The following is a 20,494-nucleotide window of genomic DNA, read 5'->3' on the forward strand; positions in this document are numbered from 1 at the left end:
GTGACGACCGCCCGGGCGGGCGCGCCCGGCGTGGTCAGCCGGCGTCCGTCGTGCCCTCGTAGAGGCCGATCTGGTTCCCGTCGGCGTCCTCGAACGCGGCCCACCACGAGGTGGGGCTGATCTCGGACTTCTCCAGGACCACGCGCCCGCCGAGCTCGCGCACCTTCGCGAGCGTGTCCTCGATCGAGTCGACCTCGACGTAGCTGCGCGGGGTCGTGAACCCCTCGGACCGCGGCGCGAGGCCCCCGCCGCTGATCTTGTTCGGTGCCTGCCACATCGGGTAGCCCTCGAAGCCGGGGACCTCGGCGATCTGCCAGCCGAACAGCTCGCCGTAGAACTGCGTGGCCCTGCCGCTGTCGCTCACCGGGATGTCGATGTGCGTGATGTCTCCGTGCGCCATGGTTCCTCCCCCGTACCGGTGACGGGCGGACACCCGCCGTCTGCCAGCCTAAGGACCACCGGCACCGGTGCAACAGGGTGTGCGCGCTAAGCCTTCTCCGGCGCGGCAGGGTCGCCGGCCACCGAACTCTCAGGCTGCACCTGAGGCTCCGGCTCTGGCTCGGGCACCGGCTCGTCGGCCGCCTCACCGTCCGGTGCGGCCGGGTCCGCCGTCCCCACCGGTGCGGCGTCCGGGGTGAGTCCCGGCGTCGTCTCGGACGGGAGCACGTCGTCGCCCGAGAGCCAGCGCAGCCAGCCCGAGCCGGGGTCGGGCTCGAGCACGAGTGCGCGCACGAGCAGCGTGAGCGGGATCGCGAGGATCGCCCCGAGCGGCCCGATGACGAACGTCCAGAACACGACCGAGACGAAGCTGAGGGTCAGGCTGAGGTTCACGGCGTCCGCCACGAACTTCGGCTGCACGAGAACCTGCAGCACGACGTTGACGACGCAGTAGACCGCGACGACGGCGAGCGCGAGCTGCCACCCTCCGACGACGAACGCCATGATCGCGGGCGGGACGAGGCCGAGCACGAAGCCGATGTTGGGGACGAAGTTCGTGACGAACGCGAGAATCGCCCACACCGTCGGCGCGGGGACCGAGAGCAGCCACAGCGCGATGCCGTCGACGACCGCCACGACCGCACCGAACGACGCGTTGACGACGAAGTAGCGCCGCACCCCGCCGCTGAACCGGGACGCGCGGTCGATCGTCGCGGCGCGCTCGGCGCCGAAGACGGTCGTCGCGGTCGAGTACCGCGCGGCGTCCGCCGCCATGAAGATCGCGTAGGCGAGCACGAAGAAGAAGGCGGTCGCGATGCCGAGCGCCATGCCCGACACGTTCCCCGCGAGGCTGAGCACGCGGCCGGGTTCGAGCCACGACGTGGCGGCCTCGGCGACGTCGGTGTCGATCCCCACGGCCGAGAGCTGGTCGACGACGTCCTCGACGGAGCGGACCAGAGCGGGCAGGTACTCGCGCACCAGGTCGGCGAACCGGAAGCCCGCGAAGACGAGCATCGCGACGAGCGCAGCGAGGATGAGGTAGGCCACGGCGACGACCGCCGTCGTGGCGGCCCACCGGGGCCAGCCTCGGCGCTCGAGCGGGAACCGCACGGGGTGGCAGATGATGACGATCACCGCGGCGAGGAGGATCGGCGCGAGCACCTCGCGGGCCGTGTGGACGCCTGCGAGCACCACCACGCCCGCGGCGAGAGCCAGGAGCGTGCGGGTCGAGGGAGGCAGCGCCGGGGCGCGCGGCGTCGTCGTGGTCACGCGCCGACGATAGCGGCCGGGCGTCGTCGCGCACGCGGGCGTCCGTCGCGGTGCGCCCGGCGGCGCGGCCGGCGACGTGCCCGTGGAGTCAGGCCTTCGCGGCCTTCGCGGCGGCCTTCTGCGCCTTCTTGAACGTGCGGACCTCCGCGAGCGACTCCGGGCTCGTGACGTCGGCGATGGACCGTCGCGACCCCTCGTCGCCGTAGTGGCCCGCCGCCTCGCGCCACCCCGCGGGCTGCACGCCGCGCTGCTTGCCGAGCAGCGCGAGGAAGATGCGGGCCTTCTGGTCGCCGTACCCGGGCAGCGCGCGAAGGCGCGCGAGCACCTCGGCGCCGGTCGGTGCTGCCGTCCCGTCGTCACCGACGCCGGGCGCGGTCCAGATCCGGGTCGCGTCGCCGTCGTACTCGTCGACGACGACGCGCGCCAGGTCCTGCACCCGGGCCGCCATCGAGCGCCCGTACCGGTGGATGGCCGGCGGGGTCGTCGCGAGCGTGACGAACGCGTCGGGGTCCGCCTCCGCGACCGCGCGCGGGTCGATGGAGCCGAGGCGGTCGCGGATCTTGCGCGGTCCCGCGAACGCGTGCTCCATCGGGTACTGCTGGTCGAGGAGCATGCCGACGAGGAGGGCGAACGCGTCGTCACTGAGGAGCGCGTCCGCGTCGGGGTCACCGGTGATCCAGAGCTGGTCGGTCATGACCCCATCATGGCAGCGCACGGCGCAGGCGTCCGGTCCGGAACTCGTCCACACCGGTGCGGCGCAGGACGGCGCTCGTCCAGCCGGGCAGGAGCCGCAGGCCGTCCTCGCCCGTGACGCGTCGCACGTCCTCGACGCGGAACGCCTCGCCCCGGCGCTCCAGCACGAACTCGCCCGCGGCGTCGACGTTGCGCACCCAGTCGACGTCGGGGCCGTACGTGAGCGCGAGGACGACGCGGACGGGCTCGGTGGGAAACGCGCGGTACGCGAACGCGAAGACCGGCGTGCGGTAGGCGCGACCGCTGCGACGGCCGACGTGCCGGACCACCGCCATCGGCCCGACGCCGGTCGCGACGCGGAGCATCACGGGGTTGAGGAGGCGCTTGTTGCTGCGGGTCACCCAGCGTGGGATCGGCATGCCCCATCGTGGCCCGGCGCGGCCCGCCCGCGCGACCTATCGTGAGACCCGTGCCGACGCGCCTGCTCCTGCTGAGCGACACCCACGTCCCCGTGCGGGCGCGGGTGCTCCCGGACCAGGTGTGGCGCGCGGTCGACGACGCCGACGTCGTCGTGCACGCGGGCGACTGGGTGAGCGTCGACCTGCTGGACGCCCTGGAGTCCCGGGCCGCCCGGTTGGTCGGCGTCGCGGGCAACAACGACGGCCCTGCGCTGCACGCGCGCCTGCCCGAGGTGGCGCGCGCGACGGTCGACGGGCTGCGGCTCGCCGTCGTGCACGAGACGGGGGCGAAGCAGGGGCGCGAGCGCCGCGCCGACGCGGCGTTCCCCGACGCGGACGTCCTGGTGTTCGGGCACAGCCACATCCCGTGGGACACCACGTCGCCGGGCGGGCTGCGGCTGCTCAACCCTGGGTCGCCGACGGACCGTCGTCGTCAGCCGGTCGGCACGGTCCTCACGGCCGTCGCCGACGACGGGGTGCTCCGGGACGTCGCGCTCGTGCCGGTGCCGCGCTGAGCCCCCCTCAGGCGGCGCCCGCGCGTGCCCGGTGCGCGGCCGGGCTCACGCCGCGCACGCGCTTGAACGCGGCGCTCAGCGCGAACGGCGACGCGTACCCGACCGCGCGTGCGACCGACGTCAGCGTGGCGTCGGGCTCCAGCAGCAGGTCTGCGGCGAGGTCGAGGCGCCAGCCCGTGAGATAGCTCATCGGCGGCTCGCCGACGAGCGCGGTGAAGCGGCGCGAGAACGCCGCGCGCGAGAGCCCGACCTCCCGCGCGAGGGAGTCGACGGTCCAGGCGCGGGCCGGGTCGTGGTGGATGAGGCGCAGGGCCGCCCCGACCACCGGGTCCGCGTCGGCGCGGTACCAGCCGGGCGCGTCGTCGCGCGAGAGCCACGTGCGCAGGCAGGAGATGAGGAGCAGGTCGAGGAGCCGGTCGAGCACCGCCTCCTGCCCGGGCAGGTCCTGGACGACCTCGCGCGCGAGCATCTCGACGAGCGTCCCGTCGACGTCGCCGCTGCGCAGCACCACGCGCTGCGGCAGGACGCGCAGGACGCGGCGGCCCACCTCGCCGTCGAGCGGGTACGTGCCCGTGATGATGACGGTCTCGCCGCCGGGGTCGTTGCCCCACGAGCGGACGCCCAGCACCGTCATGGGGGAGGGCCCGCCGTCGACCGCACGGCACATGTCGGACTCGGGTCCGATGACGACCTGCGGCGCGGTCGTCGGCGCGTCCGCCACGACGTAGTGGTCGGGGCCGCGCAGCAGGACGACGTCCCCCGTCCCGACGTGCTCGCCCGGGTCCGCGCCGTCGTCGCCCACGACCGGCCCGACCCAGCCCGACCCGCGCAGCACGGGCACGATCGTCAGCGGCGCCTCGTCCTCGATGCGCATGCCCCACGGGGCGCGGAGATGGCTGCGCAGGAGGAAGGCGCCGCGGGCGCGCGGCCCGTCGAGGAGCCCGGCGACGACGTCCATCCGGTCAGGGTACGCACGGTCCCGTGTCCGCGACCAGGCACCGGAACGGCGCGGTCGCCGGAGACGATCGCGTATGGAGTCGAGCGTCAGAGCCATGTCGCGTCTCGTCGGTGCCCGGTTGACTGGCATTCGTCCCCGCACCAGACCTCGACAGGAGAGACGCCATGAGCGCCACGACACCGCGCCCGACCGACGCCCCGACCGACGTCCCGAACGACGCCCCCGCACCCGGCCCGGTCCTCGTCCTCGGCGCGACGGGCAAGACCGGCCGCCGGGTCGCCGACCGCCTCGACGCGCTCGGGATCCCCGTGCGGCGCGCCTCCCGCTCCGGCGCCGTCCGCTTCGACTGGGAGGACGAGACCACGTGGGGCCCCGCCGTCGACGGGGCGGAGGCGGTGTACGTGGTGTACGTGCCCGACCTCGCGGTCCCGGGCTCCCCGGAGACCGTCGCCCGGTTCGCGGCCCTCGCCCGGGAGGCGGGCGTGCGCCGGCTCGTCCTGCTCTCGGGTCGCGGCGAGGTCGAGGCGCAGCGCGCGGAGGTGCTCGTCGCCGACGCGTTCCCGGGCCGCACCGTGGTCCGGTGCGCGTTCTTCGACCAGAACTTCAGCGAGAGCTTCCTGCTCGAGCCCGTGCTGGACGGCGTCCTCGCCCTGCCGGTCGACCGGGTCGCCGAGCCGTTCGTCGACCTCGAGGACGTCGCCGAGGTGGCGGTCGCGGCCCTCGTCGACGACGCGCACGCCGGCCGCGTCTACGAGCTCACCGGGCCGCGCGCGATCACGTTCGCCGAGGCGGTGGCGGAGATCGCGGCCGCGAGCGGGCGCGACGTGCGGTTCGTGCCGATCACCATGGACGAGTTCGTCGCGGGGCTGCGGGCGATCGGGCTGCCCGACGACGTCGTGGGCCTCATGCGCTACCTCTTCACCGAGGTGCTCGACGGGCGCGGGACCCCTGTCGCCGACGGGGTCCGGCAGGCGCTGGGCCGCGAGCCGCGGGACTTCCGCGAGTTCGCCGCGCGCGAGGCCGCGACCTGGTCGGTGCCCGTCCCGTCGACCTCCGGGCAGTCGTCGTGAGCGCCTTCACCGCGCTCGTGGTCGCGGGCGCGGTCGCGACCGGGCTCGCGGGCGGGGTGCTCTTCGCGTTCTCCACGTTCGTGATGGGCGGCCTGCGCCGCCTCCCGGCCGCCGACGGCGCCGCGGCCATGGTCGCGATCAACCGGGACGCGTTGCGACCCCCGCTCATGCTCCTGCTCGCGGCGAGCGTGCTCGTGCCCGCGGCGGCGGCCGTCGTCGGCCTCGTCGGCGGGACGCCCGGAGCGGGGTGGGCGCTCGCGGGCGCCGTGGTCGCGCTCGTCGGGATCCTCGGCGTGACCGCGGTGGGCAACGTCCCGCTCAACGAGCGCCTCGACGCGGCGGCGGCCCGGCCCGCGGACCTCGCCGCCGCGTGGGGTGCGTTCCTCCCGCGCTGGCTCGCATGGAACCACGTGCGGACCGTCGCGGGCGCGGCCGCGACCGCGCTGCTCGCGCTCGCCCTCGTCTGACCCCCGGCGCGCCCCGCCCGAGGCGCCCGAGACGGCCGAGACGTTCCGAGCCTCGGCCGCGGAATAGCCGCGGCCGGGGCCCGGTTGCGCACGACATGAGCGACGTCACAGCGGCCGTGCCCGCCGATGAGCACGAGACCATCCGTCGGGTGCTCGAGGGCACCGAGACCTGGGCCGTCGTCGGCCTGTCGAACAACACGTCGCGCGCCGCGTACGGCGTGGCGCGCGTGCTCCAGCAGCACGGCAAGCGCGTCGTCCCCGTCCACCCGTCCGCGGAGACCGTGCACGGCGAGCTGGGCTACGCGACGCTCGCGGACGTCCCGTTCCCCGTCGACGTCGTCGACGTGTTCGTGCGCTCCGAGCTCGCGGGCGACGTCGCCGACCAGGCCGTCGCGATCGGCGCGAAGGCCGTCTGGTTCCAGCTCGACGTGATCGACGAGGACGCCGCTCGCCGCGTCCGTCAGGCCGGGCTCGACATGGTGATGGACCGCTGCCCCGCCATCGAGCTGCCGCGCCTCGCCGCGACCACCACCACGAAGGAGACGTGACCGTGACCGCGATCGACACCACGTCCGACCTGGGCTCGCGCGCCGCGACCCGTCTCACCGACGAGCCGGTGCTGTGGTTCGTCACCGTCGACCCGCACGACGCCCCGCAGCCGACCCCCGTGTGGTTCCTGTGGGACGGCGCCGACGAGGTCGTGGTCAAGTCCCAGCCGCGCACCGCGAAGCTCCGCAACGTCCGCGGGAACGACCGCGTCGCGGTACACCTCAACAGCACGCGGTCGGGGGACGACGTCGTCGTCCTCACCGGCACCGCCGCGATCGACGACGCCGGCCTCTCGCCCGACGAGCGCGCCGCGTACGACGCGAAGTACGACCAGGGGATCCGCGGCCTCGGTACGACTCCCGACGGCTTCCACGAGGACTACTCCGTCACCGTGCGCGTCCGCCTGGAGCGCCTCCGCGGCTACTGAGCGAGCGACGCCGTTCCGGGTCGGTCCGCTCCGGTGAACGGACGACCTGGAAGGCCGCGGTCAGCGATCGAGGCGGGCGACGGCCAGCTCGAGCGCCGTGTCGAGCTCGTCCTTCGGGATGCGCACCTCGCCGATCGACACCGAGAAGGGCGACTCGTCGAGTCCGAGGGCCCGGGCCGCGGGATCGAGGTCGAGGTCCGCGCCGTCCTCGGAGACCCCGGTCCTGACGTAGACCGGCATGCCCGACACCTCGGGCAGCACGACCACCAGCACCGCGGCCAGCGCGTCCGGGCGCAGGTCGGGACGTCGCGCGTCCTCGGCCGGGAGCAGGCTCACCCCGACGCCCAGGTCGCACGCACCCTCGCAGTTGCTGGAACCGGTGTACAGGCTCGCCCCGACGGGGAGGTCGGCCTCGTCGAGCGCGTCCTGGACCGCGGGCAGGGCCCGTTCGACGTCCGCGTACGAGACGTTCGAGGTGTCGAACGGGGAGCGCCCGTCGAGCACCGCGCAGCCGGGGAGGAGCACGACGCACGTCGCGACGAGACCGGTCGCGACGAGGGTCCGCACGGCGCGGGGGACCAGGGAGAGGCGCACCCGCCGAGGGTACGCGAACGGGCGCTCAGTCCTGCGGCGCGAACGTCAGCACCGGCCGGCCCGTGCGCGGGTGCGTGAGCACCTCGCACCGCACGCCGTAGACCGGGTCGAGCACGTCGGGGACCAGGACCTCGCGCACGTCGCCCGCGGCGACGACCCGGCCGTCCGCCAGCACGACGACGTGGTCGCACGTCTGGGCCGCGAGGTTGAGGTCGTGGAGCGCGGCGAGGACGGTCACGCCGTCGTCGGCGAGGTCGCGCAGGACGCGCATCGTGTCGAGCTGCGCGGCGATGTCGAGGTGGTTGGTCGGTTCGTCGAGCAGGAGCAGCGCGGGCTCCTGCGCGAGCGCGCGCGCCAGGTGCACGCGCTGGCGCTCGCCGCCCGAGAGCGTCGCGACCTCCCGCTCGGCGAACGCGGCCATCCCCGCGCGGGCGAGCGCCGCGGTCGCCACCTCCCGGTCGTGCGCGGAGTCGCCCGCGAGGAGCGAGCGGTGGGGGATGCGGCCCAGCAGGACGGCGTCGAGCACGGAGAGCGGGAGGTCGGTCGTCGCGTCCTGCTCGACGAGCGCGAGGACGCGCGCGCGCTGCCGACGCGGCATCGTGAGCAGGTCCGCGCCGTCGAAGCGTGCGTGCGCGGCGTCGTCGGACCCCGTGGACGGGGCGCGCACCCCCGCGAGCACGCGCAGGAGCGTCGACTTGCCGGAGCCGTTGGGCCCGAGCAGCCCGCTCACCGCGCCGGCCGGGGCGGTGCAGTCGACGCCGTCGAGGATCAGGCGACCGTCGACGGACCACGACACGCGCGCGGCGTCGAGCCCCGCCGCGCCCTGCCGGCCGGACGGGGTCCCCGCCGCCGCGTCGTCGGGGCGGTCCCGTACGGCGTCGGGGCCGACCGTGCGCCCCACCTGCGTCGTCGTGCGCGTCGCCTCGCTCATGCGGCCTTCCTCCCGCGCCACAGGAGCAGCGCGAACACCGGCGCGCCGATCGCGGCGGTGACGATCCCGACGGGCAGCTCGCGCGGCGCGAACACGGTGCGCGCGAGCGTGTCCGCCCAGACGAGGAACGTCGCGCCGAACAGCGCGGACAACGGCAGCAGGAGCCGGTGCCGCGCACCCGTGAGGAGCCGGACCGCGTGCGGCAGGATCAGCCCGACGAACCCGATCGACCCCGACTGGGAGACGAGCGCCCCGGTGAGCAGCGCGACGCCCACGAGCAGCGTCCAGCGCACGCGCGCGACGTCGACCCCGAGCGTGGACGCCGCCGTGTCGCCGAACGTGAAGGCGTCCAGCACGGAGCCGGTCGAGGCGAGCAGCGTCCCGAGCACGAGGGTCGCGCCGCCCGCGACCGCGACGGACGTCCAGGTCGCTCCCGCGACGGACCCCATGAGCCACGAGAGGATCTCGCGGTAGGAGTCGCCGGTCGCGGACCAGAAGATGACGAAGCTCGTCGCGGCCGCCGCGAGCTGGCTCACGGCGAGGCCGGCGAGCACGGTCCGCGTGGGCGTGAGGGCGCCGAGCGCCCCCGCGAGGCCGAGCGCCGCGACGAGCGCGAGCACGGCGCCCCCGAACGCCGCGACCGGCAGGAGCACGGTCCACCCGGCGACCAGCACGAGCACGGCGCCGAGCGACGCGCCCGACGACAGCCCGAGGAGGTACGGGTCCGCGAGGGGGTTGCGCGTGAGCGACTGCATGACGACGCCGCACACCGCCAGACCAGCACCGACCGCCGCGGCGGTGAGCACGCGGGGGAGGCGGAGCTGCCACACCATGCCGTCCTGGAGCGCCCCGAGCGGCTCGACGCCGAGCAGCCCGCCGAGCCCGAGGTGCGTCGCGACCGAGCGCCACACGTCGCCGACCGCGAGGTCCGCCGGACCGATCGTCACGGTGACGAGCACCGTCACGACGAGGGCGCCGACGCCGACCGGCACCCACCAGCCCGCGCCACGGCGCGCGCCGGTCCCCGCGCCGTCCCGTCGGGCGGGCGGCGCGAGGGCGGGCCGGGTGCGCAGCGTGGTCACAGGCCGAGCGCCTCCAGCTGTGCCGCGAGGTCCACGACGGCATCGACGTTGCGCACGCCGGCCTCGGTCGCCGGGAACGGGATCGTCAGGTAGCGGCCCTCGCGCACGGCGGTCATCTCGGCCGTGGCGGGGTTGGACTCGAGGCGCTCGATCTTCGCCTCGGCCGTGTTCCACGCGGCGTCGACGAGGACGAGGACGTCGGGGTCGGCGGCGATCGCCTCCTCCCACGCGAACGCGGTCCAGGTGTCGTGCACGTCTCCCGCGACGTTCTCCAGCCCGACGGCGTCCATGATCATCTGCGGCGCGCCGATGCCGGCCCCGACGTACGGGATGTCGTCGCCGGACGAGTACCACAGGGCCGTGAGCCCGCGGTCGTCCCGGGCGACGCCGTCGAGCGTCGCGCGCTGCTCGGTGACCAGGTCGGCGGCTGCGTCCTGCGCGTCGAAGATCGTGCCGACCTCGGTGATCTCGGCGAACACGTCGTCGAACGTCAGCGGGTCGGGCATGTACTCGGGTGCCTTGCACGCGGCGGGGGAGACGTACGTCGCGACGCCGAGCTGCGCGAGGGTCTCGCGGTCGCCCGCGCCCTCGGCCGTGAGGTTGGACTCCCAGCCCGCGTAGACGAGGTCGGGCTCGGTCTCCAGGACCGCCTCGGCGCCGGGGACCTGGTCCGAGAGCGGCTCCGCGACCGCCGGGACGTCCGCAGCGGCGTCGGCGAGCGACTCGGGGACCGGGCCGTCGGCGAAAGCGCTCGCGACGATGCGGTCGCCCAGCCCGAGCGCGAGCAGCATCTCCGTGGTGCTCGACTTGATCGTCACGACGCGCTCCGGCGCCGCGTCGAACGTGACCTCGAACCCGCAGTCGTCGAGCGTGAGCGGGTAGGTCGTCGCCGTCGCGGTGCCCGACGGCGAGGTGTCACCGGTCGGCGTCGGCGTGTCGCCGGGCGTCGTGCCCGAGGAACAGGCGGCGAGCACGAGGGTGAGCGCGGCGGTCGGGAGCACGAGAGCTGCGCGACGGACGGACTGGCGGGACGGTGTGTGGAAAGGGGGCACGGGGCGAGGTCTCCGGGGTCGGGCGCGTCGCGACGAACCCTCGACGGGCACGCCGCTGCGGCGGTGCGTTCTCGATGCCGACCGGCGAGCGCCGCCCGGGACCGACGCGTCATCTCGCGTCGCGCGGACCCGCGGCACAGATCCGGTGCCGCCCCGACGGGCCAGTGCAGGGCCCGCGATCCTCCGCCAGCCTAGTCCTCTTCGTGGGGCGGCGTGGCAGAGTGTCCGTCGTGACGGAGGCATCGAACATCCCTGCAGAGAACCCCTCGACCGAACCCCTGCGCGCGGTGGTGACCGGCGCGTCGTCGGGCATCGGGGAGGCGTGCGTGCGGTACCTGCGCGCCCGCGGCTGGGACGTCGTGGCGTTCGCGCGGCGCGCGGACCGGCTCGCCGAGGTCGCGGAGCGCACGGGCGCCCACCCGGTCGTCGGGGACGTCACGTCGGACGAGGACGTCGCCCGCCTCGTCGCGGAGGCGGGTGCGCGCGGGCCGGTGCACGCGCTGCTCAACATCGCCGGGTTCGGGCTCGGCGTCGACCACGTCGACGAGGCGAAGATCGACGAGTGGCGCGCGATGTACGAGACGAACGTGCTCGGCACCGTGCGCGTGACGAAGGCGTTCCTACCCCTCCTGCGCGCGTCGCGCCGGGGCGACGTCGTGCTCATGACGTCGACCGCGGGTCACGACACGTACGTCGGCGGGTCCGGCTACGTCGCGTCCAAGCACGCGCTGCTCGGGGTCGCGAGGACGCTCCGGCTGGAGCTCGTCGGCGAGCCGATCCGCGTCATCGAGATCGCCCCCGGCCTCGTGCACACGCCGGAGTTCTCGCTCAACCGCTACCACGGGGACCAGGCGGGGGCCGACGCGGTCTACGCCGGGGTCGTGGACCCGCTGACCGCGGACGACGTCGCGGACGTCGTGACCTTCGCCGTGACGCGCCCGCACCACGTCAACATCGACTCGCTGGTCCTGCGCCCCGTCGCCCAGGCGTCGACGTACTCCCTGTGGCGCGCCCCGCTCGAGCCGAAGCGCGCGGGATGACCTGCCAGCAGGCCCTCTCGCGCTGGTAGGTTGAGCGGCCGAGACCGCGTCGGAGGGGGAGAACGTGCTGGTCGGAGCGGATGTCGCGGCGCTGCGTCGCCTGGGGGAGGCCTTCGAGTCGGCCGGGGAGAGCCTCGCCGCGACGCGGGCGGAGCTGGACCGCGTCGTCGGGTCCGCCGCCTGGCAGGGCCCCGACGGGGCGTCGTTCACCGCGTCCTGGGAGGGCGAGCTGCGCCGCCACCTCGCGCGCGCCACCGAGCTCGTCCGCGAGACGGGGCTCGACGTGCGCCGCCAGGCGGACCAGCAGGAGCGGGCGAGCGCCGCGGGAGGGACCTCGGGCGGGGCAGCCCAGGGTCCGGCCGCCGGGTCGTCGCCCGCACCCGGGAACGACTCGACGACCCTCGCGGCCGCTCCGTCGCCACAGGCGATGGCGGTCGTCGCGCACGCGCCCGGCGACGCTCGAGCGACGCCGGAGGAGATCCTCACCGGGTACCAGGTGAGCGACGGGAAGGTCCTGAAGAACTGGGAGCCGGACTGGCCGGCGAGCATGTTCACCGACCCGCTGCCGCAGATCACGGAGAAGGAGGCCTCGATGCTCAACGATCTCAGCCTCCTGTCCCTGAAGTCCTTCCAGGACATCCACGACCGCGCCTTCGAGCTCGCCGACGAGCGGTTCGAGCCGGGCGACCAGAACGACAACCACAACGACGCCTTCCGGCACGCGTACTGGAACGCGCTCATGACGCGCAAGTACGGCGAGGCGTGGGCCGAGGACTACGCGACGGCGCACGAGCAGATCCCCGGCAACCCTCCTGCCCGCGAGGCGATGGACCTGTACAACAACGAGGTCGGGCGGCGGATCGCCGCCCAGAACCCCGACGCGGACGTGTACCAGCTCGCCGACCTCGTCGAGAAGGCGGTCCGCGACGGCGAGACGGTCGTCGTCGACCCGGAGGGGAACCTCGCCTACTCGAACGAGGTCGCGGTCGGCGAGACCGGGCACGCTCGCCCCGCCGACCCCCTCCCGGGCAAGGATCCGCAGTTCAACGACGAGAGCTCCGACTCGTGACGCGCGCCGGTCGTTCGTTGCTCCTGAGCGCCGCCCTCGTCCTGGTCGCTGCGGGGTGCAGCGGAGAGGAAGCCGACATGCCGACGATCGAAGGTGCTCCGGAGGCGCTCGACGAGGCGATCATCGAGGCCGCGCAAGGGGGGACCGCGCTGGCGCTCGCGGACGCGGCGGACTTCTCCTGGGACGAGGTCGCGCTGTTCCACGAGGGGACCACGGTCGACGACATCGAGAGCGTCGTCGGCGATACCGGCATCGACAAGGAGCGGTTCACCGGCGGCACGGACCTCTTCGTCTTCCGGGACGGGGGACAGGTGGTGCGCCTCCTCGTCACGTCCCCGGACGTCTTCACGGGCGACTACCGGACGCTGCTGAGCAGCACCGCCGTCGTGGCGCCGGACGCCTCGCGCCCCGGGTACGCGCGGCTCGTCGACGGCGCCTGAGGCCGCTGGACCTGGAGCGCCGACCCGGCGCACCCTGGTCACCATGAGGAGCGAGGAAACACCGACGGCGCGGGCAGGCGCGTGGGCGGCGGTCGCCGGCGTCGTGTCAGCGGCGGTCGGGTTCGCGGTCGCCGAGCTCGTCGCGGCGCTCGTCGGGCCGGGATCCAGCCCGCTGTTCGCCGCCGGGGCCGGGGTGGTCGACGCCGTGCCCGGGCCGGTCAAGGAGTGGGCGGTCGCGACGTTCGGCACGGCGGACAAGGCCGTCCTGCTCGGCGGCATGGCGGTGGTCCTCGCCGCGGGCGCGGCGCTCGCGGGCTGGCTCGAGCTGCGCCGCCCGCCGTGGGGCTCCGTGCTCCTGGGCGTCGTCGGCGCCGTGGGCGCCGTCGTCGCCGCGACCCGGCCGGGTGCGAGCGTCGCGTGGGCGCTGCCCTCGCTCGTCGGCGTCGGGGTCGCGATCCTGCTGCTCCGCGCGTCGCTGGCTCCGCTGCGCGGGCCCGCGGGGGCGACTCTGGCCGCTGGCAGCCTGGACAGCGACGCGGCGGGCACCGGCTCCGCGGGTGCGTCGATGGACCGGCGCCGCTTCCTCCTCGTCACCGGCCTGGCCGCCGCGGCGGGCGTCGTCGCGCTCGCGACGTCCCGCGCGGTCTCGGCCGGGTCGCGCGCCGTCACGGCCGCGCGCGAGGCGCTGCGGCTGCCACCGCCGGCGACGCCCGCCCCGGCTGTGCCCGCCGGGGCGGACCTGGGCGTCCCGGGGCTCGCGCCGTACGTGACGCCGAACGGCGACTTCTACCGGATCGACACCGCGCTGCGCGTGCCGCAGGTCGACCCCGCCTCGTGGGCGCTGCGTGTGACCGGTCTCGTCGACGAGCCGTTCGAGCTCACGCTCGACGAGGTGCTCGCGCTCCCGCTCTCCGAGCACCACGTGACGCTCACGTGCGTGTCGAACGAGGTCGGCGGCGACCTCGTGGGCAACGCGCGGTGGATCGGGTACCCCGTGCGCGAGCTGCTGGCGCGGGCCGGGGTCCAGGACGGCGCCGACATGGTCCTGTCCACGAGCGCCGACGGCTGGACGGCGAGCACCCCGCTCGACGTGCTCACCGACCCCGACCGGGCGTGCCTGCTCGCGGTCGGGATGAACGGCGAGCCGCTGCCCGCGGAGCACGGGTTCCCCGCGCGGCTCGTCGTCCCGGGGCTCTACGGCTACGTGTCCGCGACCAAGTGGGTCACCGAGCTCAAGGTCACGACGTTCGCCGACGACGTCGCGTACTGGTCGACGCGCGGCTGGTCCGAGCGCGGCCCGATCAAGCTCGCGTCGCGCGTCGACACGCCGCGCGCGGGGGCGCCGGTCCCGGCGGGCGTCGTGACCGTCGCGGGCGTCGCGTGGGCTCAGCACACGGGGATCGCGGGCGTGGAGGTCCGGGTCGACGACGGCACGTGGCGCCCGGCGACGCTCGCCGACACCGTGGGTCCGGACACGTGGCGGCAGTGGTCGTACGCGTGGGACGCCACGCCGGGCGAGCACCGCCTGACGGTCCGCGCGACCGACGCCGACGGCCGCACGCAGACCGCCGACGTCACCCCGCCCGCGCCCGACGGCGCGTCCGGGTGGCACGAGGTCACGGTCCGCGTGGGCTGACGGGACCGGCGTCCGGCCCGTGGACCCGGGGTTGTCCGTCCTGGGTCCGCCCTGGCACCATGTCCGCGTGACCTCCGCGCGCCCCACGAGCAGCACGCTCGTCCTCGCGCGCCCGCGGGTCGCCTCCGCCACCTGTTGTTGAGGGCTCGCGGCGCCCTGCGCAGCCTCGACCTGGTGTCCGCGAGCAGCCTCCCGCCCCTCCCTCCTGGGGAAGGGGCGTGACGGTCGCCGGTCTCGTGCCACGGGCTCATCGATGAGTCCCGCGCGACACCCGGGTCTGCACCTCCGGACGCCCGCCGAGCACAGGACGCGAGACCACCATGTACGTTCCCCCGAGCTTTCCCCGCTACCGCCCGACGACCCCGCTCGCCACGCCGCCGCCCGAGGCCGCCCGCCCGCGCGCCGCGACGACCGCCGTCGGGCACGACGCTCGCCCGCCCCTCACGCTGGAGTGGCTCGTCGCCCGGGACATCGACGCCTACTCGGCGCGCCGCCGGGCGGCGGCTACCATGGACGCACAGGCGTCGACCCGGCCATCACCGGCGAGCCTCCGGAAGAACGGGACCCGCGCCGTCGGGCAGGCCTGACGGCCCGCGGCCAGGTCCCCACTAGAACCGGACGGGTGGGCCCGTCACAGCCTGCGACGAGCGGTCGGCGACCGCCCGCCGGGCCCGACGGCGTCGGGCACCGGGGGGACGACGCCGGCAAGCGAGGTGGTACCGCGGCGAGCCCGCCCCTGGGTGGGGGAGTCGTCCTCGCAGGAGAGCACGACCGACCCGTACCACCACGGCGGACGAACCCGCCGGCCGCTACCCACCGGAGTCCTCGAGACCATGGCCTACCCGCTGCACCGCGCACCCTCGTCCGCTGCCGCCTCCTCGGGCGCCCCGCACCCCGGAGCCGCGTTCGGCGTCCCCGCCTCCCCGGACCTGCCCGCCATCGAGCGCGAGGTGCTCGCCTACTGGGACGCGGACGACACGTTCCGCGCCTCGGTCGAGCGCAACCCCGCCGGCGAGAACGGCAGCAACGAGTTCGTCTTCTACGACGGCCCGCCGTTCGCCAACGGCCTGCCCCACTACGGGCACCTGCTCACGGGGTACGCGAAGGACGTCGTCCCGCGCTACCAGACCATGCGCGGCAAGCACGTCGAGCGCCGCTTCGGCTGGGACACGCACGGCCTGCCCGCCGAGCTCGAGGCGATGGACCAGCTCGGGATCAAGACCAAGGAGGAGATCCTCGAGCTGGGGATCGAGCGGTTCAACGACGCGTGCCGCGCCTCGGTGCTCAAGTACACGAGCGAGTGGCAGGACTACGTGACCCGCCAGGCGCGCTGGGTCGACTTCGAGCACGACTACAAGACGCTCGACCCCACGTTCATGGAGTCGGTCCTGTGGGCGTTCAAGCAGCTCTACGACAAGGGCCTCGTGTACGAGGGCTTCCGCGTGCTGCCCTACTGCTGGAACGACCAGACGCCGCTGTCCAACCACGAGCTGCGCATGGACGAGGACGTCTACCAGGTCCGCCAGGACCCGGCGGTCACCGTCGGGTTCCGGCTCGAGACCGGCGAGCTGGCCCTCATCTGGACGACGACGCCCTGGACCCTGCCGTCCAACCTGTTCGTCATGGTCGGCCCGGACGTCGAGTACGTCGTCGTCGAGTCGTCGTTCACGGGGGTGAAGGAGCGGTACGTGATCGCGGCCGAGCGGCTCGCGGCGTACGCGCGCGAGCTCACCGACGACGGCGTCGAGGACGTCACGACGCAGGTCGTCGAGCGCCTCACGGGCGCCGACCTCGTCGGGCGGTCGTACACGCCGCCCTTCTCGTACTTCTCCGGCCACGCCGGTGCGCACCGCGTGGTCGAGGCGGACTTCGTCACGACGACGGACGGCACCGGCCTCGTGCACAACGCCGGCGCGTTCGGCGAGGAGGACAAGGTCGTCTCCGACCGCGAGGGCGTCGAGCCGGTGCTGCCGGTCGCGTCCGACGGCAAGTTCGTCTTCCCCGTCGTCGACTACGAGAGCCTCCAGGTCTTCGACGCGAACGCGCTCATCATCGACCACCTCAAGGGCCGGACGCGCCACGACGCCGCGGTCGCCGCGGGCGAGGACACCCCGGACCTCGCGCTGGGCGCGACGAGCCCCGGCACGGTGCTGCTGCGCCGCGAGTCGTACGCGCACTCCTACCCGCACTGCTGGCGCTGCCGGCAGCCGCTCATCTACATGGGCGTGTCGTCGTGGTTCGTCGCGGTGTCGCGGTTCAAGGACCGCATGGTCGAGCTCAACGAGCAGATCTCCTGGACGCCGGAGCACATCCAGCACGGCCAGTTCGGCAAGTGGCTCGAGAACGCGCGCGACTGGTCGATCACGCGCAACCGGTTCTGGGGCAGCCCCGTGCCGGTGTGGCGCTCCGACGACCCGCAGCACCCGCGCGTCGACGTCTACGGGTCGTTCGCCGAGCTCGAGCGCGACTTCGGCACGCTCCCGCGCAACGAGAAGGGCGAGCCGGACCTGCACCGCCCGTTCGTCGACCGCCTGACCCGGCCGAACCCCGACGACCCGACCGGCCGCTCGACCATGCGCCGCGTCGAGGACGTCATGGACGTCTGGTTCGACTCGGGGTCCATGCCCTACGCGCAGGTGCACTACCCGTTCGAGAACACGGACTGGTTCGAGCACCACAACCCGGGCGACTTCATCGTCGAGTACATCGGCCAGACGCGCGGCTGGTTCTACACGCTGCACGTGCTCGCGACCGCGCTGTTCGACCGCCCGGCGTTCCGCTCGGCCGTCTCGCACGGCATCGTGCTGGGCTCCGACGGCCGCAAGATGAGCAAGTCGCTGCGCAACTACCCGGACGTCAACGAGGTCTTCGACCGCGACGGCTCCGACGCGATGCGCTGGTTCCTCATGAGCTCGCCCATCCTGCGCGGCGGCAACCTCGTCGTGACCGAGGACGGGATCCGCGACGCGGTGCGCCAGGTCCTCCTGCCGCTGTGGAGCACGTACTACTTCTTCACCCTGTACGCGAACACGTCGAAGGCGCAGGCGCGGGCGGGCGAGCCGGGCGACGCCGCGGGATACGTCGCGCAGCGCGTCGCGCCCGAGCGCGTGGCGGGGCTCCCGGCGCTCGACCGCTACCTGCTCGCGCGCACGCACGACCTCGTCGTGCGCGTGACGGAGCAGCTCGACGCGTACGACATCGCGGGCGCGTGCGAGACCGTACGGGAGCACCTCGACGTCCTGACGAACTGGTACGTGCGCACCCAGCGCGACCGGTTCTGGGCCGAGGACGCGGACGCGTTCGACACGCTCTACACCGCGCTCGAGACGCTCACGCGCGTCATGGCCCCGCTCGCGCCGCTGCTCGCGGAGGAGGTCTGGCGCGGCCTGACGGGCGGGCGCTCGGTGCACCTCACGGACTGGCCCGCGGTCACGGAGGACGTCGGGGAGCGGTTCGTCGGCGAGGACGGGTCGTCCGCGACCGTCGTCCGCTCCGTCCCGGAGGCGTCCCTCGTGCCCGACGACGCGCTCGTCGCCGCGATGGACGAGGTCCGGGCCGTGGCGTCGGCCGCGCTCGGCCTGCGCAAGGCGAACCAGCTCCGCGTGCGCCAGCCGCTCGCACGCCTCACGGTCGTCGTGGACGACCCCGAGGCGCTCGCCCCGTACACCGACCTGCTCGCGCGCGAGCTCAACGTCAAGGCGGTCGACCTCGAGTCGACCGACTCCGACGCCGCCGAGCGGTTCGGCATCACCCAGCGGCTCGCCGTGAACGCCCGCGCCGCGGGCCCGCGCCTCGGTCGCGGCGTCCAGGCCGTCATCAAGGCCTCGAAGGCCGGGGCGTGGCGCGTGGACGACGCCGGGGACGTCGTCGTGACGACGGACGACGGCGACGTCGCGCTCCTGCCCGCGGAGTACGAGCTGACGACGGTGGTCGCCGATCGCGGGGTCGCCGAGGGCGAGGCGCCGAGCGTCGCCGCCGCGGTGCTCGCGGGCGGCGGGTTCGCCGTCCTCGACCTCGCGCTCGACGACGTGCTGCTCGCCGAGGGCTACGCCCGCGACGTGATCCGCGACGTGCAGGACGCGCGCAAGGCCGCCGGGCTCGACGTCGCCGACCGCATCCGGCTGTCGCTCGACGTGCCGGGCGAGTGGCTCGTCGCGGTCGAGGAGCACCGCGAGCTCGTCGCGCGCGAGACGCTCGCGGTGGAGGTCGTGGTCGAGACGTCGCCGACCGACGTGCGCGCGGTGCGGGTCGAGAAGGCCGACGGCACCGTTCCCGACACGGCGGTGATCCTGTGAGCGCCGCGCGTGCCAACGGTGGGCGACGGCAGAGCGCGAAGGACGCCCGCGCGGCGGCGGAGGACGCCGCCGCGCAGGCGGACCTCGAGCGCGTCTACCAGCACATCGTGTCGCGTGCTCCCGAGCACGACTTCGACCCGACGATCGACCGGGTGCGGCGGCTGTTCGAGCTGCTGGGCGACCCGCAGCACGCGTTCCGGACGATCCACCTCACCGGGACCAACGGCAAGACGAGCACCGCGCGCGTCGCGGAGCGCCTCGTGCGCGAGCACGGCCTGCGCACCGGCCTGTTCACGAGCCCGCACCTGACGAGCGTCACCGAGCGGATCGTCGTCGACGGCGAGCCCCTCTCGGCGCGCCGGTTCGTCGAGGTGTGGGAGGACGTGTACCCGTACGTGCAGGTCGTCGACGCCGAGCTCGCCGAGGCTGGGCAGTCGCAGCTCAGCTTCTTCGAGGTGCTCACGGGCGTGGCGTTCGCGGCGTTCGCCGACACGCCCGTCGACGTCGCGATCGTCGAGGTGGGCATGGGCGGCGAGTGGGACTCGACCAACGTGGTCGACGCGGAGGTCGCTGTCGTGACCCCCGTCGCGCTCGACCACGAGCGCTGGCTGGGCAGCACGCTCGAGGAGATCGCGACGGTCAAGTCGGGCATCGTCAAGGACGGCGCGACGGTCGTCTCCGCCGCGCAGCGCCCTGAGGTCGAGGAGGTGCTGCGCGCCCGCGCCGAGCGCGTGGGTGCGCGCCTGCTGCGCGAGGGCGTCGACCTCGACGTCGCCGCGCGCCACGTGGCCGTCGGGGGACAGCTCCTCGACCTGCGCACGCCCGCGGCGCTCTACACCGAGGTCTTCCTCCCGCTGCACGGCGAGCACCAGGCGCACAACGCGCTGCTCGCGCTCGCCGCGGTCGAGGCGTTCCTCGGCGGGCGTGCGCTCGACGGACCGCTCGTCGAGGCGGCGTTCGCGGACGTCACGTCGCCGGGCCGGCTCGAGGTCGTGCGGTCCAGCCCGACCGTCCTCGTCGACGCGGCGCACAACGCCGCGGGCGCGGAGGCGCTCGCGGTCGCGCTCGGCGAGGCGTTCGACCTGCGCCACCTCGTCGGGGTCGTCGCGATCATGGCCGACAAGGACGCCGAGCCGCTCCTCGCGGCGCTCGAGCCGGTGCTCGCGGAGATCGTCGTGACGCGCAACAGCTCGGAGCGCTCGGCCGACCCGACGGACCTCGCCGAGCTCGCCGCGGACGTGTTCGGCGAGGACCGCGTGCACAGCACCGAGCGGCTCGACGAGGCGCTCCAGGTCGCGGTCGACCTCGTGGAGCGGGACGACGCGGTGGGCGTCGGGACGGGCTCGGGCGTGCTCGTCACGGGCTCCGTGGTGACGGTCGCCGACGCGCGGATCCTCCTCGGCCGCGGCTGACGTCTCGGACGGGCACGCGGCGCTCCGCCCCGGCGGAGCGCCGTCCCGCGGATCTCGGGCGCTACCGCGCGCGCGGGTGTTTGATGGAGGCGACGACGG

At 74.6% G+C, this 20,494-nt stretch carries 20 protein-coding genes; 11 read left to right on the plus strand and 9 right to left on the minus strand.

The annotated features are described in order from the left end of the window. Positions 1-34 precede the first annotated feature (34 nt). From ACN9MS_RS08100 to ACN9MS_RS08115, 4 genes are all read right to left on the minus strand, one after another. Positions 35-400 carry a VOC family protein gene (locus tag ACN9MS_RS08100; protein WP_047232624.1) on the minus strand — a complete coding sequence of 122 codons (366 nt, stop codon included), beginning with the start codon at positions 398-400 and terminating at the stop codon, positions 35-37. A gap of 86 nt (positions 401-486) precedes the next feature. Beyond that, on the minus strand, positions 487-1,707 hold the full coding sequence (locus ACN9MS_RS08105) for an AI-2E family transporter (RefSeq protein ID WP_426311457.1): 1,221 nt from the start codon (positions 1,705-1,707) through the stop codon (positions 487-489). An 88-nt stretch (positions 1,708-1,795) separates the two neighbouring features. Beyond that, the gene (locus ACN9MS_RS08110; protein WP_426311458.1) at positions 1,796-2,401 is read right to left on the minus strand and encodes an HhH-GPD-type base excision DNA repair protein; all 606 of its coding nucleotides are present in this window, start codon (positions 2,399-2,401) and stop codon (positions 1,796-1,798) included. Between the two features lie 7 nt (positions 2,402-2,408). Next, positions 2,409-2,819: a nitroreductase family deazaflavin-dependent oxidoreductase gene (locus tag ACN9MS_RS08115; RefSeq protein WP_426311459.1), complete on the minus strand. Its 411-nt coding sequence runs from the start codon at positions 2,817-2,819 to the stop codon at positions 2,409-2,411. Between the two features lie 50 nt (positions 2,820-2,869). Between ACN9MS_RS08115 and ACN9MS_RS08120 the strand changes: the two genes are divergently transcribed. After that, the gene (locus ACN9MS_RS08120) at positions 2,870-3,373 is read left to right on the plus strand and encodes a metallophosphoesterase family protein (protein ID WP_426311460.1); all 504 of its coding nucleotides are present in this window, start codon (positions 2,870-2,872) and stop codon (positions 3,371-3,373) included. Between the two features lie 7 nt (positions 3,374-3,380). Here the strand turns inward: ACN9MS_RS08120 and ACN9MS_RS08125 are convergent, their stop codons facing one another. Further along, positions 3,381-4,331, minus strand: coding sequence for an AraC family transcriptional regulator (locus ACN9MS_RS08125; RefSeq protein WP_426311461.1), 951 nt, complete (start codon positions 4,329-4,331; stop codon positions 3,381-3,383). A gap of 164 nt (positions 4,332-4,495) precedes the next feature. On the opposite strand from ACN9MS_RS08125, the gene ACN9MS_RS08130 reads away from it, so the two are divergent. The 4 genes from ACN9MS_RS08130 to ACN9MS_RS08145 all read left to right on the plus strand — a co-directional run bounded on the left by ACN9MS_RS08130 (position 4,496) and on the right by ACN9MS_RS08145 (position 6,844). Then, positions 4,496-5,401, plus strand: coding sequence for an NmrA family transcriptional regulator (locus ACN9MS_RS08130; protein WP_426311462.1), 906 nt, complete (start codon positions 4,496-4,498; stop codon positions 5,399-5,401). After that, positions 5,398-5,868, plus strand: a complete 471-nt coding sequence (locus ACN9MS_RS08135) for an anthrone oxygenase family protein (protein WP_426311463.1) — start codon at positions 5,398-5,400, stop codon at positions 5,866-5,868. The genes ACN9MS_RS08130 and ACN9MS_RS08135 overlap by 4 nt, the downstream gene beginning before the upstream one ends. A gap of 95 nt (positions 5,869-5,963) precedes the next feature. Further along, positions 5,964-6,416: a CoA-binding protein gene (locus ACN9MS_RS08140; protein WP_426311464.1), complete on the plus strand. Its 453-nt coding sequence runs from the start codon at positions 5,964-5,966 to the stop codon at positions 6,414-6,416. A 2-nt stretch (positions 6,417-6,418) separates the two neighbouring features. After that, entirely contained in the window at positions 6,419-6,844 is a 426-nt protein-coding gene (locus tag ACN9MS_RS08145) for a TIGR03667 family PPOX class F420-dependent oxidoreductase (protein WP_426311465.1), read from the plus strand. A 60-nt stretch (positions 6,845-6,904) separates the two neighbouring features. Here ACN9MS_RS08145 and ACN9MS_RS08150 read toward each other — a convergent pair whose 3' ends face one another. The 4 genes from ACN9MS_RS08150 to ACN9MS_RS08165 are packed head-to-tail and all read right to left on the minus strand — an operon-like array spanning position 6,905 to position 10,452. After that, entirely contained in the window at positions 6,905-7,438 is a 534-nt protein-coding gene (locus ACN9MS_RS08150) for a hypothetical protein (protein WP_426311466.1), read from the minus strand. A 25-nt stretch (positions 7,439-7,463) separates the two neighbouring features. Further along, positions 7,464-8,369, minus strand: coding sequence for a putative F420-0 ABC transporter ATP-binding protein (locus tag ACN9MS_RS08155; RefSeq protein ID WP_426311467.1), 906 nt, complete (start codon positions 8,367-8,369; stop codon positions 7,464-7,466). After that, positions 8,366-9,451 carry a putative F420-0 ABC transporter permease subunit gene (locus tag ACN9MS_RS08160; RefSeq protein WP_426311468.1) on the minus strand — a complete coding sequence of 362 codons (1,086 nt, stop codon included), beginning with the start codon at positions 9,449-9,451 and terminating at the stop codon, positions 8,366-8,368. Before ACN9MS_RS08160 ends, ACN9MS_RS08155 begins: the two co-directional genes overlap by 4 nt. Further along, complete coding sequence (locus ACN9MS_RS08165) at positions 9,448-10,452, minus strand: putative F420-0 ABC transporter substrate-binding protein (protein ID WP_426311469.1); 1,005 nt, start codon at positions 10,450-10,452, stop codon at positions 9,448-9,450. Before ACN9MS_RS08165 ends, ACN9MS_RS08160 begins: the two co-directional genes overlap by 4 nt. Positions 10,453-10,733: 281 nt before the next feature. Between ACN9MS_RS08165 and ACN9MS_RS08170 the strand changes: the two genes are divergently transcribed. The 6 genes from ACN9MS_RS08170 (at position 10,734) to ACN9MS_RS08195 (ending at position 20,395) form a co-directional block, all read left to right on the plus strand. Then, positions 10,734-11,543 (plus strand): SDR family oxidoreductase, encoded by an 810-nt coding sequence (locus tag ACN9MS_RS08170; RefSeq protein WP_426311470.1) that lies wholly within the window; start codon positions 10,734-10,736, stop codon positions 11,541-11,543. A 64-nt stretch (positions 11,544-11,607) separates the two neighbouring features. Beyond that, positions 11,608-12,612: a DUF6973 domain-containing protein gene (locus ACN9MS_RS08175; protein ID WP_426311471.1), complete on the plus strand. Its 1,005-nt coding sequence runs from the start codon at positions 11,608-11,610 to the stop codon at positions 12,610-12,612. A gap of 77 nt (positions 12,613-12,689) precedes the next feature. Beyond that, complete coding sequence (locus ACN9MS_RS08180; protein ID WP_426311472.1) at positions 12,690-13,052, plus strand: hypothetical protein; 363 nt, start codon at positions 12,690-12,692, stop codon at positions 13,050-13,052. A gap of 43 nt (positions 13,053-13,095) precedes the next feature. Next, complete coding sequence (locus ACN9MS_RS08185) at positions 13,096-14,688, plus strand: molybdopterin-dependent oxidoreductase (protein ID WP_426311473.1); 1,593 nt, start codon at positions 13,096-13,098, stop codon at positions 14,686-14,688. A gap of 833 nt (positions 14,689-15,521) precedes the next feature. Further along, positions 15,522-18,983, plus strand: coding sequence for an isoleucine--tRNA ligase (gene ileS / locus ACN9MS_RS08190; RefSeq protein ID WP_426311474.1), 3,462 nt, complete (start codon positions 15,522-15,524; stop codon positions 18,981-18,983). Beyond that, positions 18,980-20,395, plus strand: a complete 1,416-nt coding sequence (locus tag ACN9MS_RS08195) for a bifunctional folylpolyglutamate synthase/dihydrofolate synthase (protein WP_426311475.1) — start codon at positions 18,980-18,982, stop codon at positions 20,393-20,395. Before ileS ends, ACN9MS_RS08195 begins: the two co-directional genes overlap by 4 nt. Positions 20,396-20,494: the final 99 nt, after the last annotated feature.

This window comes from Cellulosimicrobium sp. E-16 (assembly GCF_049913115.1).
Classification (GTDB): Bacteria; Actinomycetota; Actinomycetes; order Actinomycetales; family Cellulomonadaceae; genus Cellulosimicrobium.

Excerpts from the sequence above, each read along its gene's own strand:
- ACN9MS_RS08110 (WP_426311458.1), bottom strand. The coding sequence starts at position 2,401 with ATGACCGACCAGCTCTGGATCACCGGTGACCCCGACGCGGACGCGCTC.
- ACN9MS_RS08155 (WP_426311467.1), bottom strand. The coding sequence starts at position 8,369 with ATGAGCGAGGCGACGCGCACGACGACGCAGGTGGGGCGCACGGTCGGC.
- ACN9MS_RS08100 (WP_047232624.1), bottom strand. The coding sequence starts at position 400 with ATGGCGCACGGAGACATCACGCACATCGACATCCCGGTGAGCGACAGC.
- ACN9MS_RS08185 (WP_426311473.1), top strand. The coding sequence starts at position 13,096 with ATGAGGAGCGAGGAAACACCGACGGCGCGGGCAGGCGCGTGGGCGGCG.
- ACN9MS_RS08115 (WP_426311459.1), bottom strand. The coding sequence starts at position 2,819 with ATGCCGATCCCACGCTGGGTGACCCGCAGCAACAAGCGCCTCCTCAAC.
- ACN9MS_RS08140 (WP_426311464.1), top strand. The coding sequence starts at position 5,964 with ATGAGCGACGTCACAGCGGCCGTGCCCGCCGATGAGCACGAGACCATC.
- ACN9MS_RS08180 (WP_426311472.1), top strand. The coding sequence starts at position 12,690 with ATGCCGACGATCGAAGGTGCTCCGGAGGCGCTCGACGAGGCGATCATC.
- ileS (WP_426311474.1), top strand. The coding sequence starts at position 15,522 with ATGGCCTACCCGCTGCACCGCGCACCCTCGTCCGCTGCCGCCTCCTCG.
- ACN9MS_RS08125 (WP_426311461.1), bottom strand. The coding sequence starts at position 4,331 with ATGGACGTCGTCGCCGGGCTCCTCGACGGGCCGCGCGCCCGCGGCGCC.
- ACN9MS_RS08130 (WP_426311462.1), top strand. The coding sequence starts at position 4,496 with ATGAGCGCCACGACACCGCGCCCGACCGACGCCCCGACCGACGTCCCG.